Annotated in this window: 14 protein-coding genes and 1 pseudogene; 9 read left to right on the top strand and 6 right to left on the bottom strand. The window is 68.3% G+C overall.

The window, feature by feature from the left end:
* Positions 1-23: 23 nt before the first annotated feature.
* From mreC to D8I30_RS11395, 4 genes and pseudogenes are all read right to left on the bottom strand, one after another.
* Positions 24-1,049 (bottom strand): annotated as a pseudogene (gene mreC / locus D8I30_RS11410) (rod shape-determining protein MreC); the annotation flags it as partial.
* Between the two features lie 112 nt (positions 1,050-1,161).
* The gene (locus tag D8I30_RS11405; protein WP_121482853.1) at positions 1,162-2,202 is read right to left on the bottom strand and encodes a rod shape-determining protein; all 1,041 of its coding nucleotides are present in this window, start codon (positions 2,200-2,202) and stop codon (positions 1,162-1,164) included.
* 250 nt (positions 2,203-2,452) lie between these two features.
* Positions 2,453-3,070 carry a glutathione S-transferase family protein gene (locus D8I30_RS11400; RefSeq protein ID WP_121482852.1) on the bottom strand — a complete coding sequence of 206 codons (618 nt, stop codon included), beginning with the start codon at positions 3,068-3,070 and terminating at the stop codon, positions 2,453-2,455.
* 22 nt (positions 3,071-3,092) lie between these two features.
* Positions 3,093-3,806 (bottom strand): TVP38/TMEM64 family protein, encoded by a 714-nt coding sequence (locus D8I30_RS11395; protein WP_162938890.1) that lies wholly within the window; start codon positions 3,804-3,806, stop codon positions 3,093-3,095.
* Between the two features lie 120 nt (positions 3,807-3,926).
* On the opposite strand from D8I30_RS11395, the gene D8I30_RS11390 reads away from it, so the two are divergent.
* Complete coding sequence (locus tag D8I30_RS11390; RefSeq protein WP_121482850.1) at positions 3,927-5,132, top strand: pyridoxal phosphate-dependent aminotransferase; 1,206 nt, start codon at positions 3,927-3,929, stop codon at positions 5,130-5,132.
* 177 nt (positions 5,133-5,309) lie between these two features.
* On the opposite strand, the gene D8I30_RS11385 is transcribed toward D8I30_RS11390, so the two are convergent.
* Positions 5,310-5,726, bottom strand: coding sequence for a hypothetical protein (locus tag D8I30_RS11385; protein ID WP_121482849.1), 417 nt, complete (start codon positions 5,724-5,726; stop codon positions 5,310-5,312).
* Complete coding sequence (locus D8I30_RS11380) at positions 5,726-6,742, bottom strand: polyprenyl synthetase family protein (protein WP_121483509.1); 1,017 nt, start codon at positions 6,740-6,742, stop codon at positions 5,726-5,728. The genes D8I30_RS11385 and D8I30_RS11380 overlap by 1 nt, the downstream gene beginning before the upstream one ends.
* A gap of 101 nt (positions 6,743-6,843) precedes the next feature.
* On the opposite strand from D8I30_RS11380, the gene D8I30_RS11375 reads away from it, so the two are divergent.
* From D8I30_RS11375 to D8I30_RS11340, 8 genes are all read left to right on the top strand, one after another.
* Positions 6,844-7,626: a tRNA1(Val) (adenine(37)-N6)-methyltransferase gene (locus D8I30_RS11375; RefSeq protein ID WP_121483508.1), complete on the top strand. Its 783-nt coding sequence runs from the start codon at positions 6,844-6,846 to the stop codon at positions 7,624-7,626.
* 97 nt (positions 7,627-7,723) lie between these two features.
* Positions 7,724-8,335, top strand: coding sequence for a TIGR02466 family protein (locus D8I30_RS11370; RefSeq protein WP_121482848.1), 612 nt, complete (start codon positions 7,724-7,726; stop codon positions 8,333-8,335).
* Positions 8,336-8,399: 64 nt separating this feature from the next.
* Positions 8,400-9,311, top strand: coding sequence for an alpha/beta hydrolase (locus D8I30_RS11365; protein WP_121482847.1), 912 nt, complete (start codon positions 8,400-8,402; stop codon positions 9,309-9,311).
* Between the two features lie 168 nt (positions 9,312-9,479).
* The gene (gene ettA, locus D8I30_RS11360; protein WP_121482846.1) at positions 9,480-11,147 is read left to right on the top strand and encodes an energy-dependent translational throttle protein EttA; all 1,668 of its coding nucleotides are present in this window, start codon (positions 9,480-9,482) and stop codon (positions 11,145-11,147) included.
* 226 nt (positions 11,148-11,373) lie between these two features.
* Positions 11,374-12,303 carry a 2-hydroxyacid dehydrogenase gene (locus D8I30_RS11355; protein WP_121482845.1) on the top strand — a complete coding sequence of 310 codons (930 nt, stop codon included), beginning with the start codon at positions 11,374-11,376 and terminating at the stop codon, positions 12,301-12,303.
* A gap of 334 nt (positions 12,304-12,637) precedes the next feature.
* Positions 12,638-13,600: an ArsR/SmtB family transcription factor gene (locus D8I30_RS11350; RefSeq protein ID WP_121482844.1), complete on the top strand. Its 963-nt coding sequence runs from the start codon at positions 12,638-12,640 to the stop codon at positions 13,598-13,600.
* Positions 13,600-14,547, top strand: a complete 948-nt coding sequence (gene metF / locus D8I30_RS11345; RefSeq protein WP_121482843.1) for a methylenetetrahydrofolate reductase [NAD(P)H] — start codon at positions 13,600-13,602, stop codon at positions 14,545-14,547. The genes D8I30_RS11350 and metF overlap by 1 nt, the downstream gene beginning before the upstream one ends.
* Positions 14,548-15,624 carry a homocysteine S-methyltransferase family protein gene (locus D8I30_RS11340; protein WP_121482842.1) on the top strand — a complete coding sequence of 359 codons (1,077 nt, stop codon included), beginning with the start codon at positions 14,548-14,550 and terminating at the stop codon, positions 15,622-15,624.
* Positions 15,625-15,721: the final 97 nt, after the last annotated feature.

Here is a 15,721-nt window from a genome sequence, read left to right as displayed (position 1 = left end):
GGCTGAGCAGGCGGCGCCGAAGCCGAGGGCGCAGGCGCGACCGGCGGCGGGGCGGCGTTGGCGGCGCGCACACGTTCAGCGGCGGCCGCGGCCGCTGCGGCGCGGCGCGTGGCCACATCCTGGATGACCGCGGCCTGGGCCGGGCTGGGCGGCGGCGCGGTGTTCAGACTGGCCAGGGGCGGCGCGTTCAGGGCGTTCTGGTCGGCCAGTTGGCCGAAATCCTGGAACAGCACCACGCGGACATAATCGATGGCCGTCCGGTCGCTGTAGAGTTTGACCCGCCAGGAGCCGTCGACGCCCTTGGCCACGACGCCGACCGGCAGGCCGCGCGGGAATCCGCCGCCGTCGCCCGAGGTCAGGACGCGGTCGCCCGCCTGCACCGCCCCGGCGCCTCGCACATAATCCAGACGCGGGCTGGGGCTGCCGTCGCCGGTCAACATGGCCCGCGCATCGGTGCGCTCGATCAGGACCGGCACGCGCGACGCCACGTCGGTCAGCAGGACCATGCGGCTGATCCCCGGCGAGACGCCGGCGATGCGGCCGACCACGCCGTGCTCGCTAAGCACCGGATTGCCGATGCGCACGCCCTTGGCGCCGCCGACGTTCAGCAAGCGAGACCGGGCGAAGGGGCCGCGCGCGTCGGTGATGGCCCGGCCGGTCGCCATGGGCACGGGCGGCTCGGTCTGCACGCCCAGCATCTGTTCATAGCGGGCGTTGACGTTCTTCAGCGCCAGGGCCTCGTCGCGCCAGGCCCGCATCTCGACCAGTTCGTGACGCAGCCTGCGGTTCTCGGAAACAGCGAAGAAATAACCCTTCACATAGTCGATGGCGCCGCCGGTCCAGCGGACGGGCGCGGCCAGCACGCCGCCAGCGGTCCCCGCACCGACCTCGAAGGCCGCACGCGCGGGCTCCAACTCATCGACAGCCGAATGTCGGCGATCGGCGAGCAGAAGCATGACGGCGGCGACGACGCCGACGACCACCGTGACCGCGGCCGTCCAGGCCAGCGGCACCTTCAGATTCTCGAACGGTCCGTCGCGAAACGCCACGGCCAGCCTTCCTGCTAGAGAATCGGGACCGGCGGATCAGCGTCCGCCGGCGGGTGAAAGCCTATCGCACGAACCGCGCCCCCGAGAAGTCGGCCGGCGACAGGCTACAGCCTCAGAGCGTGGACTCGAGGACGCCCTTCATCCACGACGGGTGTTCCAGCACCTTGCCGCAGCCGATGGCGACGCAGGACAGCGGATCGTCGGCCACCTGAACCGGAAGGCCGGTGTGGTCGCGGATCTCGACGTCCAGGCCGCGCAGCAGGGCGCCGCCGCCCGTCAGCATGATGCCCTTGTCGGCGATGTCCGCGGCCAGTTCCGGCGGCGTGGCTTCCAGGGCGACCTTCACAGCCTCGACGATCTGCGAGACGGGTTCCGCCAGGGCTTCAGCAGCCTGACGCTCGCTCATCTTCACTTCGCGCGGCACGCCCTGCATCAGGTCGCGGCCCTTGACCTCGATCGACAGGCCTTCGCCGTCGGCCGGGATGCGGGCGGTGCCGATGTCCTTCTTGATGCGCTCGGCGGTCGTTTCGCCGATCAGCAGGTTATGGTTGCGGCGCATGTAGCTGATGATGGCGTCGTCCATCATGTCGCCGCCGACGCGGACCGAACGCGAATAGACGATGCCCGACAGCGACAGCACGGCCACTTCGGTCGTGCCGCCGCCGATGTCGACGACCATCGAGCCGGTCGGCTCGTGGATCGGCAGGCCGGCGCCGATCGCGGCGGCCATGGGCTCGTCGATCAGGCCGACGCGGCGGGCCGAGGCGTTCAGGCAGGAGTCGTTGATGGCGCGACGTTCCACCGCCGTGGCGCCCGACGGAACGCAGACGATCATCTTCGGATTCACAAAGCCCTTGCGGTTGTGAACCTTGCGGATGAAGTGCTTGATCATCTCCTCGGCGACTTCGAAGTCGGCGATGACCCCGTCGCGCATCGGGCGGATGGCTTCCATGTGGCCCGGCGTGCGGCCCAGCATCTGCTTGGCCTCCAGGCCGACGGCGTGGACGATCTTGCGGCCGCCGACGTTGCGCAGGGCGACAACCGACGGCTCGTTCAGGACGATCCCCTTGCCGCGCATGTAGATCAGGGTGTTGGCCGTCCCCAGATCCATAGCGATGTCATTGGAAATCATGCCGAAGAGGGGTGAAAGCATGGGCGTCGGTTACCGCTTGTTCGGGCCTGCAAGGGCGTGAGTTTTATTCGTCCGCTCCGGCGACGCCCTTCCCCTGCTCCACGCGGGCGCAAAGCTGTCCTGACCGTCTTCGCCTAGCCGACTACAGGCCCGTTTGCCCTCATGACGCGGCGATTGCAAGCGCCTATGACGCCTCGATCACAGGCTTGTCACGGCAAGGCTGGAAAGCCTTGCCGGTCAAGCTTTCCAGCCCCGCTTGCGAGGCGACCGCTCAGACGGCGGCGAGGCCCTCGGCGTTAAGCACGCGCTGCACGGCCGGGCGCGACTGAACCAGGTCCAGATGCGCATTCAGCTTGGGGAAGCGCGCCAGATCCAGCAGCCCCGCCTGACGCGCCCAGCGCGTGAAAACCATCAGATAGCCATCCGCCATCGAATGATCCGCGCCCATGACCCAGGCGCCGGCCAGAAGGTGGTTTTCCGCCAGGTCGTACTTCTGGAGCGCGATCTGGATCGCCTCGTCCTTGGCCGGACCCTCCAGCGGCGGCCTGGAGAACAGCGCCTTGCCGATCGCCGGATGCAGCGACGACGCCAGCCAACCGTTGAAGGCCTGCAACCGCGCGAAGGCGAACGGGTCGTCCAGATCGGCCAGTCTGGCGTCCGGATGAGTCTGCGCGACATAGGCCAGGATGGCCGCGTTCTGGGTGATCACGCCCCGGGGCGTCGCCAGCGCCGGCGTCACGCCGGCCGGATTGATCGCCAGATATTCCGGCGTCCGCTGCTGGCCGGCGCGCAGGTCGATCTTCTCAACCTCATAGGTCGCGCCCGCCTCTTCCAGGCCGATGTGCGAGGCGATGGCGCAGGCGCCGGGCGAATAATAGAGCTTCAGCATCAATCTTCTTCCGATCAATCGACTACAGGTTGCGCGCCGCCTCGCGGCGCTTCACCCATTCGCGCACGGCCAGCATCAGCACAAGCCAGGCGACCGCGACCGCCGCCAGGATCAGCGAGGTCCATACCCCGTCGCCGCTGACCGCCGCCATGAAGGACCCGCCGAAGAAGGCGACCAGCGCCGTCTTGGGCAGCACGCCCAGGGCGCACCCGGCCAGATAGGCCGGGAACGACGCCCGCACGGCGCCGAAGGCCATGTTCACCACGATGAAGGGCGCCGAAGGCACGTTGCGGATGATGAAGCTGGCGGAAAAGGCGTTGCGGCCGACGAAGTTACGGATGCGCTCCACCGTCCCGCCGCCCAGACGCTCCAGCGTCCGCGCGGTCGGCCCACGCCCCAGCCAATAGGTGACCGCCGCCGAGCCCACCGTCGCGATCCAGCTGTACAGAAAGCCGAACCACGGCCCGAAGGCCACGACGCAGGCCGCGATCAGCAGGAACTGCGGCACGCCGATGAAGGCCGACAGGGTGAAGACCACGATGGCCGCGATCAATCCCCACGGCCCGACGCGATAGCCCGCCAGCCAGGACTCCAGCCGGTGTTCCGCGCCCAGGGCCAGATGGCTTTTGCCAAAGGCGAACAGCACGACGATTCCGCCCAGCAGCAGCACGCTGACCGCCAGGGTCCGCCAGCGCCGCGCCTCCATGTTCAGCAGAAAATCGACGACTCTTCGCATGAACTTCGCCTTTATCGCCTTTTCCTGCTCGGCGGAGAGCACAAACATTGTGCCCCCCGGCGGGGTTTCGTATGCAAGCCTCGCCTCCCCCGGCCCTCACATCCTCCAGACGGGATAGACATGTCCAGCCTTCAGTCCTCCGCCCTCGCCCGCGTCAAGCCTTCGGCCACCCTGGCCGTGACCGCCCAGGCGCGCGAACTGAAACGCCAGGGTCGCGACGTCATCGGCCTGGGCGCCGGCGAGCCGGACTTCGACACCCCGGACAACATCAAGGCGGCGGCCATCCAGGCGATCAACCGCGGCGAGACCAAGTACACCGACGCCGACGGCATGCCCGAACTGAAGGCGGCCATCGTCGCCAAGTTCGCCCGCGAGAACGGCCTCAAGTACGAGACCAACCAGATTCACGTCGCCTCGGGCGGCAAGCCGGTGATCTACAACGCCCTGGTGGCCACGCTGAACCCCGGCGACGAAGTCATCGTGCCGGCGCCCTACTGGGTCTCCTACCCGGACATGGTGCTGCTGGCCGGCGGCGAGCCCGTCACCGTGATCGGCCAGGAAGCCGACGGCTTCAAGCTGCGCCCCGAGGTGCTGGACGCGGCCATCACGCCCAAGACCCGCTGGATCATCCTGAACTCGCCGTCGAACCCGACCGGCGCCGCCTATACCCGCGCCGAGCTGGAAGCCCTGGCCGAGGTGCTGCGCAAGCACCCGCAGGTCTGGATCCTGACCGACGACATGTATGAGCACCTCGTCTATGGCGGATTCGAATACCTGACGATCGCCCAGGTCGCGCCCGACCTCTACGACCGCACCCTGACGGTGAACGGCGTGTCGAAGGCGTACGCCATGACCGGCTGGCGCATCGGCTATGCGGGCGGCCCCAAGCCGCTGATCGACCTGATGCGCAAGGTGGCCAGCCAGACGACGTCCAACCCGGCCTCGATCAGCCAGTGGGCCGCGGTCGAGGCGCTGAACGGACCGCAGGACTTCCTGGCCGAACGCGCCGCCGCCTTCGAAAAGCGCCGCGACCTGGTCGTCTCCATGCTCAACCAGGCCGAAGGCGTCCGCTGCCCCACGCCGGAAGGCGCCTTCTACGTCTATCCGTCGATCGAGGGCCTGATCGGCAAGACGGCGCCGTCGGGCGTGGTCATCGACAACGACGAGACCTTCACCGCTGAACTGCTGAGCGCCGAGGGCGTGGCCGTGGTCCAGGGCGCGGCCTTCGGCCTGAGCCCCTACTTCCGCGTCAGCTACGCCACCTCGGACGCGGCGCTGGAAGAAGCCTGCACCCGCATCCAGCGCTTCTGCGCCAGCCTGAAATAAATACTCTGCAAGCCCTCCCCCTCGATGGGGGAGGGTTGGGCGGGGATGTAGGCAGGCCGTCTGGAATGAGGTCTCGGAGACGCCGTCGCGTCTCGCTCGCTCCACCTGTCTCGCGCTCACCCCATCCCCGCCCCCTTCCCCATCGAGTGGGAAGGGTGAAGTTCATCTCGCCTGCCGCTAGTGAACCGGCGCCGGCGGGATAACCACCGTCGGCGCCCATCGCATCACGAAGCTGAGACACCACCGCGCCGCGCGCTCGGAATTATCGACAACGCCTTCTGGATCGCGGGTCATGCGGCAGATGGAGTCCGGCTGCCACTCCACCTCTGATCCGGCATAGAGAACGATCGGTCCGTAAGGCAGCGTACCCTCACGATAGGCCATGTTCAGCCCGTCGGGCGACCGCACCGCCACCACTTCCCCGCTCTGCTGATCACGCCCGCCATCCAGCAGGGATGCAACCTGCGCATCGACGTTCGAGGGCTCCAGCCGGAACAGCTCCGCCGTCAGGGCGTCGCCAGCTTCAGGCGTCATGGTGAAGCGCGGCGGCTCCTGCGCGGCTACTTGCCCAGCGACGAGCAGAGCCGCCAGCATCAGGTCGCCCGGCTGACGGCGAAATCGGCCAGGTCTTCCAGCGCCGAGCGCCAGGGGCCGGCAGGCAGGACCTGCAACGCCGCCTTGGCCCGGTCGGCATAGTCCCCCGCGGTGTCGAGCGTGGCGGCTAAGGCGCCGCTGCTCAGGATCAGTTGGCGGGCCCGTTCGAAATCCTCGGGCTGGCGGTCGCCCTTGGTGATGACGCGGTCCCAGAAGAGGTCCTCGGTCCCCTTGGTGCGCTGGACGGCCAGCAGCAGCGGCAGGGTGGCCTTGCCCTCGTTGAAGTCGTCGCCCGCATTCTTGCCCAGGGTCTCGGTCGCGCCGCCATAGTCCAGGGCGTCGTCCGCCAGCTGGAAGGCGATGCCCAGGGCCATGCCGTAGTCGCGCAGGGCCGCGACCTGCGCGTCCGTCGCGCCCGCCCCGACCGCGCCGGATTCGGCGGCGGCGGCGAACAGCTCGGCCGTCTTGGCGCGAATGATCTGCAGATAGGTGTCCAGGTCCAGGTTCAGGTCATGGGCGCGCGTCAGCTGCAGCACCTCGCCCTCGGCGATCACGGCCGAGGCCGTGGCCAGGATGCCCAGGGCGCGCAGGGAATCCGTCTCGACCATCAGCTCGAAAGCGCGGGCGAACAGGAAGTCGCCGACCAGCACCGATGAGGCCGCGCCCCAGATCAGGTGCGCCGCGACCTTGCCCCGGCGCATTTCCGAGCCGTCGACGATGTCGTCGTGCAGCAGGGTGGCGGTGTGGATGAACTCGACCGAGGCGGCCAGCTTCTTGGGCCCCTCGATGTCGTCCGCCTGGCCGACCGCGCGCGCGGCGGCGACCGTCAGCAGCGGCCGCAGGCGCTTGCCGCCCGCCGACACCAGATGCTCGGCCAGCAGGGGGATCACGGGCACGTCGGACTGCATGCGGGCGATGATCAGGGCGTCGACCGCCGCCATGTCGTCCTTGGCGAGACGAACAAGGGCCTCCACATCGCCCTTGGGGCGGGAAGCGACGGCGAGAGCTGCGTCCACGAAAATCTCTTTCAACACTGGGGGCGAAGGGGGAGATTCGCCCGGATTTGATGCGCATCCGCTTGCCCGAACGCGACGCGGCGCACAATGGTGGCGGCGCCATGATGGGTCAAGACGAGTCCGCCCCCGCCTCCCTCGCCGCCTGCGTCGCCGACGTCGCGGAATGCACCCTGCTGGGCGGACGCGTGCGTCTGCGCCAACCGGCCAAGGGCTATCGCGCGGGGATGGACGCCGCCCTGCTGGCTGCCGCCGTCGAGGCGCGCCCCGGCGAGCGGCTGATCGAGGCCGGCTGCGGCGCGGGCGCCGTGCTGATGCAGGTCGCTGCCCGGCGCCCCGGCGTCCTCCTGACCGGACTGGAGCGCGACGCCGCCGCCGCCGCCCTGGCCCGCCAGAACGCCGCCCTGAACGGCGCCGAGGCCCGCACGACCATCCTGGACGGCGACGTGGCGCGCGGCTTTCGGGCCCTGGACCTGCCGCCCTTCGACTGGGCGGTCAGCAACCCGCCCTTCTTCGACGATCCCGGCGCCCTGCGCGCCCCGGCCGAAGGCAAGCGCGGGGCCTGGATGGCTGACGACGGCCTGACGGCCTGGGCCGGCTTCCTGCTGAAGGCGGTACGCGAAGGCGGCCGCATCGTCATCATCCACCGCGCCGACCGCCTGGCGGACATCTTGTCGCTGCTGTCGCCCAAGGCCGGCTCCTTCGCCATCCGACCGATCCAGCCCTATGCGGACCAGCCGGCCAAGCGGGTGCTGGTCCAGGCGATCAAGACCGGCAAGGCGCCGCTGCGCCTGCTGCCCGCCCTGGTGCTGCACGACCGTTCCGACGCCAAGCACAGCCCGGAGGCCGAGGCGATCCTGCGCGGCGAGGCGGGGTTGGGGTTCTGAACGCCGACCTCTCCCTCCCCGTGACGGGGAGGGAGAGGTCGGCCTGCCTTCCTTCGTTTTTGCTTCTCGCGCCAAACCGGACGCGTTATTTCGCCCCATGTCCCTGCGCTCCCTCTTCGCCACCCAGGTCTATGAAGCCTCCCTCGCCCAGACGCGCGGCTGGCCCGAACTGAACGAGGAACTGCTCGACCTCTGCCTGGTCATGGCCGAGGAGGACGAGGCCGGCATCGAATGGTGCCGGGCCAACCACTATCCGGGCTACACCTCCTACGGCTCGATCAACGACCTGCCGCAGCGGTTTCCCGAGTTCGCGGCGCTGAAGCGCCTGCTGGACAAGCACGCGGCAACCTTCGCCAAGGCTCTGAATTTCGATCTGGCCAAGAAGCTCCAGCTCGACAATCTGTGGGTCAATGTCCTGATGCCCGGCGGCGGCCACACCGGCCATATCCACCCGCACGCCGTCCTGTCCGGCACCATCTACATCCACGTACCCGACGGCGCCTCTTCGCTGAAGATCGAGGACCCGCGCCTGGCCATGATGATGGCCCGCCCCGGCCTGACGCCGGAGGCCGGCGAAGCGGAACAGCCCTTCGTCTATCTGAAGCCCGCGCCCGGCACGGTGCTGATGTGGGAAAGCTGGCTGCGCCACGAGGTGCCCGCCAACCGCGCCGAGGAACAGCGCATCTCGATCAGCTTCAACTACGCCTGACCGCCCTTTCCGCGCCGCATTTGCCCTGAACCCTGCCCTCAAGGTGAAGCTTGAGGGGGCTACCATGCGGGCATTGGGACTGGCGACGATGCTGGTGGCGGCGAGCCTCGCCGCGGGCTGCGGCGAGCGGGCGGACGCCCGTACAACGGCCGAATCCACCGCCGAGGGCGCGCCCTATGTGCTGCAGGGCACCCAGGTCTGGAGCGTGCCTGATCCGGTCTCGGGCCGTGACTACGAGGTCTTCGTCAGCCTGCCCGCCAGCTACGAGGCCGAGCCGAACCGGCGCTATCCGGTCCTCTATGTCACCGACGCCGACTACGCCTTCCCCATCATCCGCCAGATCGCGCGGCGCGTGAATCTGGACGGTCCGGTGATCGAGGAGTTCATCCTGGTCGGCCTGTCCTACGCCAGAGGCGACGGCGGCGCCGACAGCCGCCGCCGCGACTACACCCCGACGCCGAACGGCCCGCGCAGTTCGGGCGACGCAGTGCACGGCGGCGGAGCGGCCTATCAGGCCTATCTGAAGACCCAGGCCCTGCCCTTCGTGGACCAGAAGTTCCGGACCGATCCGGCCCGTCGCGTTCTGCTGGGCCATTCCTACGGCGGTCTGCTGGGCGCCCAGATCATGTTCACCGATCCGACGATGTTCGGCGGCTATGTGCTGGGCAGCCCCTCCTTCTGGTACGACAAGCGTCACATGATGAAGATGGAGGCGGACTACGCCCGCACCCACCGCGACCTGCCTGCTCAGGTCTTCATGTACGTCGGCGGCTTCGAAGGCCCCGGCCCCACCGCCCGCCACGACAACGAGACGGACATGGTCGGCGACATGCGCACCATGGAGCGGCTGCTGAAATCGCGCGCCTATCCGGGTCTGAGCGTGCAGTCGACCGTGCTGGAAGACGAGGACCACCTGACGGTCGCCCCCGTCGGCTTCACGCGGGCGTTGATGGCGGTCCTGCCTACCAGGCCCTAGCGCCGCCAGCAGCGTCCCCTAACGGTCGCAGCGGATAGAGACCGTCGCAGGAATGCAGCGCCTTCAAACCGCCCCGCGTTACGGCTAGAGATTTGCTCAAAGGGCGCGCGACGGCTACATCCCGCGCGACTTCCCATTCGATCAGACGACAGGGCGTAAACGCACCTCATGGCGCAACAATATATTTTCCAGATGCAGGGCCTGACCAAGGCCTATCCCGGCGGCAAGAAGGTCTTCGAGAACATCTGGCTCAGCTTCTACAACGACGCCAAGATCGGCGTCGTCGGGGTCAACGGCTCGGGTAAGTCGACCCTGCTGAAGATCATGGCCGGCCTGGACCACGAGTTCCAGGGCGAGGCCCGCGCCGCCGACGGCGTCAAGCGCGGCTACCTGGAGCAGGAACCGCAGCTCGACCCGAACCTGAACGTTCGCCAGAACGTCGAGGCCTGGTGCGAAGAGAAGCAGTGGGTCAACCGCTTCAACGAAGTCGCCAACGAACTGGGCGAAAACTACACCGACGAGCTGATGGAGGAGATGACCGCCCTCCAGGAGAAGATCGACGCCGGCGACGTCTGGGACATCGACAGCCGCATCGACCAGGCCATGGGAGCCCTGCGCTGCCCGCCCGACGACTGGGAAGTCACCAACCTGTCGGGCGGTGAAAAGCGCCGCGTGGCTCTGGCCCGCCTGCTGCTGTCCAAGCCCGACATGCTGCTGCTCGACGAACCGACCAACCACCTGGACGCCGAGTCGGTGGCCTGGCTGCAGCACCACCTGGAGAACTTCCCCGGCTGCGTCATCCTGGTGACCCACGACCGCTACTTCCTGGACCTGGTGACCAAGTGGACGCTGGAGCTGGACCGCGGCAAGGGCCACCCGCACGAGGGCAACTACTCCTCGTGGCTGGAAGCCAAGACCAAGCGCGTCGTGCAGGAGCAGTCGGAATCGGAAGCCCGCCAGCGCGCCCTTACCCGCGAACTGGAATGGGTCCGTTCGGGCGCCAAGGCCCGTCAGGCCAAGTCCAAGGCCCGTCTGGCCGCCTATGAGAAGATGGTCGCCGAGCAGGAGAGCTCCGCCAAGGCCCAGACCTTCGCCGCCATCCAGATTCCGCCCGGCCCGCGCCTGGGCAACGTCGTCCTGGAAGTGACCGGCCTGAAGAAATCCTATGGCGACAAGGTCCTGTTCGACGACCTGAACTTCAAACTGCCGCCCAACGGCATCGTCGGCGTCATCGGCCCCAACGGCGCCGGCAAGTCGACGATGTTCAAGCTGATCACCGGTCAGGAACAGCCCGACGGCGGCACCATCAAGGTCGGCGAGACGGTCAAGCTGGCCTATGTCGACCAGTCGCGCGACGACCTGAAGCCGGACGACACCATCTGGCAGGCCATCTCGGGCGGCACCGACGTGATGATGGTCGGCAAGCGCGAGATCAACACCCGCGCCTATGTCGGCTCGTTCAACTTCAAGGGCGGCGACCAGCAGAAGAAGGTCGGCCAACTGTCGGGCGGTGAGCGCAACCGCGTCCACCTGGCCAAGACCCTGGCCACCGGCGGCAACCTGATCCTGCTCGACGAACCGACCAACGACCTGGACATCGAAACCCTGCAGAACCTCGAAGAGGCTCTGGAAGAGTTCGCCGGCTGCGCCGTGGTCATCAGCCACGACCGTTGGTTCCTCGACCGTCTGGCCACCCACATCCTCGCCTTCGAAGGCGACGGCCATGTGGAATGGTTCGAGGGCAACTTCGAAGCCTACGAACAGGACAAGATGCGCCGCCTGGGCGCGGACAGCATCATTCCCAAGCGCATCCAGCACCAGAAGTTCGGTCGCTGATCCAGCGGACAGACTGACAAGCGGCCCTCCGAGCAATCGGGGGGCCGTTTTTCTATGCCCTCCCCTCCCGCTCCTCCCGGCGGACGCCGGGATCCAGTAAGAGCCCAAGTCACCAGGAGATCGAACGTCGCTCCTGTCGCCAAAGCACTGGATCTCGGCGTCCGCCGGGATGAGCGGTGAAAAGGAGAAGACTGGCGCTCCGGCGAAAGCGGGATAGTCTGCGCCCATGACCCAGCGTCCCGCCGTCCTGATCATGCAGCGGCATCTGGCCCCGCTGAGCGCCTTCCTGGAAGGCGCCTACGACGTCTATCGCTTCTGGGAAGGGCCGCCGATCGAGGCGGCGCAGGATATCCGCGCCCTGGTCGTCGCCGGCGAGTTCGAGCTGGACAAGGCCCTGATCGAGCGCCTGCCGAACCTGTCGCTGATTGCCTGCTTCACTGCCGGGTACGACGGCATCGACGTGGAGTGGTGCCGCGCGCGCGGCCTGCCCGTCACCCACGCGCCCGGCGTGAACCATGAGGACGTGGCCGACCACGCCATCGGTCTGATCCTGGCCGCGCGCCGCCAGATCGCCGAGGGGGATCGCACGATCCGCGCGGGCGAATGGAGCCTGTCCACGCGCAGCATCACCACCTCGCTCGGCGGCCAGCGCCTGGGCATCGTCGGCCTGGGCCACATCGGCGAAGCCGTGGCGCGGCGCGCCGAGGTCATGCGCATGGACGTCCGCTGGTGGGGACCGCGCGACAAGGACGCCGCTTGGCCCCGCGCCGACAGCCTGATCGACCTGGCGCGCGGGTCCGACATCCTGGTCGTCGCCTGCCGGGCGAACGAGAGCAACCGGGGCCTGATCTCGGCCGAGGTGATCGAGGCCCTGGGGCCGTCGGGCCTTCTGGTCAACGTCGCGTGCGGGCAGCTGGTGGACGAGGACGCCCTGATCGCGGCGCTTCGCGACGGCCGCCTGGGCGGCGCGGCGCTGGACGTCTTCGCCCAGGAGCCGACCGAGGCCGCGCGCTGGGCGGGCGTGCCGAACACCGTCCTGACGCCCCACACAGGCGGGGCCACCACCGAGGCGGTGCAGGGAATGCTGATGCTGCTGCTGCAGAATCTGTCGGCCCATTTTGCCGGCGAGGCGCTGAAGACGCCGGTCGAGGAGTAGGGCCGTCCCTCTCCCGATGGGAGAGGGCTTGAGCCTCCAAGAGCCGAAGGCGATTGGCCAAGGCGAAAGGGTGAGGGTTCGCGGCCAAAGGCGGCTGAAAGCCGTCGCGCTGCGGCTGACGCCGACTGACACGGTTACCCCTCACCCTTTCGCGCAAGAACGATCGCTAGCCCTCGCGCGCGCTCAAGCCCTCTCCCGCCGGGAGAGGGAATTCGATCTTCCTGACGGCCTTTTTGGCGTTTGAAGACCGATCCATGCCCGCGGTTCGGCCAATGAGCCCCCCACACAGCCAGATTTTGCTTGCATAATCGTATAAGGATATCTTTATACGCCCATGACACTGACCGCTGACCAAACCGTTGAGGCCCTGCGCGCCGCCGGCGAACCGACCCGCCTGCGCGTCCTGTCCCTGCTGGCTGCGGAGGAGCTGTCGGTGATGGAGTTGTCGCGGGTTCTGGACCAGAGCCAGCCGCGTGTCTCGCGCCATCTGAAGCTGATGGCGGACGCGGGCCTGATCGAGCGATTTCCCGACGGCGCGCGCGTCTTCTACCGCCTGTCGCACGACGCCCTGGCGCGGCGGCTGATCGACACCGTGCTGGACCTACTGGACGACGGCGAGGGCGAGGCCGACCATCGCCGCCTGGACGAGGTGCGCAAGGAGCGCGCCATCGACGCCGCCCGCTATTTCGAGCAGATCGCGCCCCAGTGGGACCAGATGCGCAGCCTCTATGTCTGCGAAAGCGCGGTCGAGGCGGCGGTGGAACGCGCGGCCGGGTCCGGCCCGTTTGAGCGCGTGGTCGACCTGGGCACCGGCTCGGGCCGGATGCTGACCCTGTTCGGCAAGAAGGCGAAGATGTCGGTCGGCCTCGACCTGTCGCAGAACATGCTGAACATCGCCCGCGCCAACGTCTCCAAGGCCGGGCTGGACAAGGTCGAGCTGCGCCACGGCGACATCTTCTCGACCCGCCTGCCGCACGAGAGCGCCGACCTGGTGATCGTTCACCAGGTGCTGCACTACCTGGCCGATCCCGCCGCCGCCGTGGCCGAGGCCGCGCGCCTGGTCATGCCGGGCGGCAAGCTGCTGATCGTCGACTTCGCGCCCCATAATTTCGAGCACCTGCGCGAGGCGCATCAGCACCGCCGCCTGGGCTTCGCCGACACCGAAATCGGCGAATGGCTGACGGAGGCGGGCCTGACGCCCTCCGCCCCCATCGCCCTGCCGCCCGACACCGAGGGCCTGACCGTTCACATCTGGACCGGCGAGCGCGCCGCCCAGTCCGCCCGAAAGACCGCGTGATGGCCCCCTCCTCTCTCGCCGAAGCCCGCGCCCTCCTGCTGTCGCCGCTGGGGCCGGTGGCGCGCGCCGGATCGAACCGCAACGCCGTCAACGTCTCCTTCGAGTTCTTCCCGCCCAAGTCAGACGAGGCCGAGGCCAATCTGTGGAAAGCGATCCGGCGGCTGGAGCCGTTGAACCCCGCCTTCGTCTCGGTCACCTACGGCGCGGGCGGCTCGACGCGCGAGCGGACCCACCGCACCGTCCAGCGCATCATCAGCGAGACGACCCTGCGTCCCGCCGCCCACCTCACCTGCGTCGAGGCCAGCAGGGACGAGGTCGATGAGGTCATCGAGGGCTACAAGGCCATCGGCGTCGATCACATCGTCGCCCTGCGCGGCGACCCGCCCGGTTCGGCGGGCATCGGCGGCGCCTATACGCCTCGCGCCGACGGCTACGCCAACGCCACCGAACTGACCGCCGCTCTCAGCCGCATCGGCGGGTTCGAGGTCACGGTCGGCGCCTATCCGGAAAAACATCCGGAAAGCCCCTCCATCGACCACGACATCGAGGTGCTGAAGGCCAAGGTGGATGCAGGCGCGACGCGCGCCGTCACCCAGTTCTTCTTCGACATCGAGGCCTTCCTGCGCTTCCGCGACCGGGTGCGGGCGGCGGGCGTGACCATTCCCCTGATCCCCGGCGTCATGCCGGTGACCAACTTCGCGGGGCTGAAGCGGATGACGGCGGCCTGCGGCGCCGCCCTGCCCGACTGGCTGGCGGCCCATTTCGACGGCCTGGACGACGACCCGGAGACCCGCAAGCTGCTGGCCGCCTCCATCGCCGCCGAGACCTGCGCCCGCCTGCAGGAAGAGGGCTTCTCAGACTTCCACTTCTACACCCTGAACCGGGCCGAGCTGGTCTATGCGATCTGCCGGGTCCTAGGCGTGCGCGAAACCAAGGCTGTTGCGTAGATGACGTCTCCCCTGACCCGCCCCGACCGGATCGCCGCCCTGCACGCGGTGGTCAAGGAGCGCATTCTGGTGCTGGACGGCAGCTGGGGCGTGATGATCCAGCGCCGCGACCTGACCGAAGAAGACTTCCGCGGCGAGCGCTTCCGTGACCACGGCCACCCGCAAAAGGGCAACAACGACCTGTTGATCCTGACGCGGCCGGACATCATCGCCGACCTGCACGACGTCTATTACGCCGCCGGCGCCGATATTTCGGAGACCAACACCTTCTCCTCGACCACCATCGCCCAGGCCGACTACGGGCTGGAAGACGCGGTCTATGACCTGAACTATGAAGGCGCCCGCATCGCGCGCGAGGTCGCCGACCGCTGGACGCAGAAAGAGCCGCACAAGCCCCGCTTCGTCGCCGGCGCCATAGGCCCCACCAACCGCACCCTGTCGCTGAGCCCCGACGTCAACGACCCCGGCTATCGCGCCGTCACCTATGACGAGGTCTATGAGGCCTACAAGCAGCAGGCCCGCGCCCTGCACCACGGCGGCGTCGACCTGTTCCTGATCGAGACGGTGTTCGACACCCTGAACTGCAAGGCCGCGATCAAGGCGATCAAGGATCTGGAGGACGAAGGGCTGGAGCCCCTGCCCCTGTGGATCTCGGGCACCATCACCGACCGCTCGGGCCGCACGCTCAGCGGCCAGACGGCCGAGGCCTTCTGGAACTCGGTGCGTCACGCCAGACCCTTCGCCGTCGGCTTCAACTGCGCCCTGGGAGCCGAGCTGATGCGGCCGCACATCGCCGAGCTGAGCCGCGTCGCCGACACCCTGGTCAGCGCCTATCCCAACGCGGGGCTGCCCAACGCCATGGGCCAGTATGACGAGCAGCCGCACGAAACGGCCCACTTCCTGGAGGAGTGGGCGCAGTCGGGTCTGGTCAACATCGTCGGCGGCTGCTGCGGCACCACCCCCGACCACATCCGCCACGTCGCCGACGAGGTCGCAGGCGTGACCCCGCGCGTTGTGCCGGAGCGCCCGGTCGCCCTGCGCCTGGCGGGCCTGGAACCGTTTGAGCTCGTGTCGTGATCACGTGCTGCTCTTTCCTTCTCCCCTCGGGGGAGAAGGTGGCCGCGAAGCGGTCGGATGAGGGGGCTGCCCACAACGCGCTCACCCTCAGCCGTTC

Origin of the sequence: Brevundimonas naejangsanensis, from assembly GCF_003627995.1 — a bacterium.
Taxonomy (GTDB): domain Bacteria; phylum Pseudomonadota; class Alphaproteobacteria; order Caulobacterales; family Caulobacteraceae; genus Brevundimonas; species Brevundimonas naejangsanensis_B.
The sequence above is the reverse complement of the archived record's forward strand: the minus strand, read 5'-3'. Positions and strand labels throughout refer to the sequence as shown.

What these genes read in the sequence shown, in the direction of transcription:
- D8I30_RS11405 (WP_121482853.1), bottom strand. Translation starts at nt 2,202, where the DNA reads ATGCTTTCACCCCTCTTCGGCATGATTTCCAATGACATCGCTATGGAT.
- D8I30_RS11355 (WP_121482845.1), top strand. Translation starts at nt 11,374, where the DNA reads ATGACCCAGCGTCCCGCCGTCCTGATCATGCAGCGGCATCTGGCCCCG.
- D8I30_RS11390 (WP_121482850.1), top strand. Translation starts at nt 3,927, where the DNA reads ATGTCCAGCCTTCAGTCCTCCGCCCTCGCCCGCGTCAAGCCTTCGGCC.
- metF (WP_121482843.1), top strand. Translation starts at nt 13,600, where the DNA reads ATGGCCCCCTCCTCTCTCGCCGAAGCCCGCGCCCTCCTGCTGTCGCCG.
- D8I30_RS11400 (WP_121482852.1), bottom strand. Translation starts at nt 3,070, where the DNA reads ATGCTGAAGCTCTATTATTCGCCCGGCGCCTGCGCCATCGCCTCGCAC.
- ettA (WP_121482846.1), top strand. Translation starts at nt 9,480, where the DNA reads ATGGCGCAACAATATATTTTCCAGATGCAGGGCCTGACCAAGGCCTAT.
- D8I30_RS11385 (WP_121482849.1), bottom strand. Translation starts at nt 5,726, where the DNA reads ATGCTGGCGGCTCTGCTCGTCGCTGGGCAAGTAGCCGCGCAGGAGCCG.
- D8I30_RS11370 (WP_121482848.1), top strand. Translation starts at nt 7,724, where the DNA reads ATGTCCCTGCGCTCCCTCTTCGCCACCCAGGTCTATGAAGCCTCCCTC.
- D8I30_RS11395 (WP_162938890.1), bottom strand. Translation starts at nt 3,806, where the DNA reads ATGCGAAGAGTCGTCGATTTTCTGCTGAACATGGAGGCGCGGCGCTGG.
- D8I30_RS11365 (WP_121482847.1), top strand. Translation starts at nt 8,400, where the DNA reads ATGCGGGCATTGGGACTGGCGACGATGCTGGTGGCGGCGAGCCTCGCC.
- D8I30_RS11375 (WP_121483508.1), top strand. Translation starts at nt 6,844, where the DNA reads ATGATGGGTCAAGACGAGTCCGCCCCCGCCTCCCTCGCCGCCTGCGTC.
- D8I30_RS11340 (WP_121482842.1), top strand. Translation starts at nt 14,548, where the DNA reads ATGACGTCTCCCCTGACCCGCCCCGACCGGATCGCCGCCCTGCACGCG.
- D8I30_RS11350 (WP_121482844.1), top strand. Translation starts at nt 12,638, where the DNA reads ATGACACTGACCGCTGACCAAACCGTTGAGGCCCTGCGCGCCGCCGGC.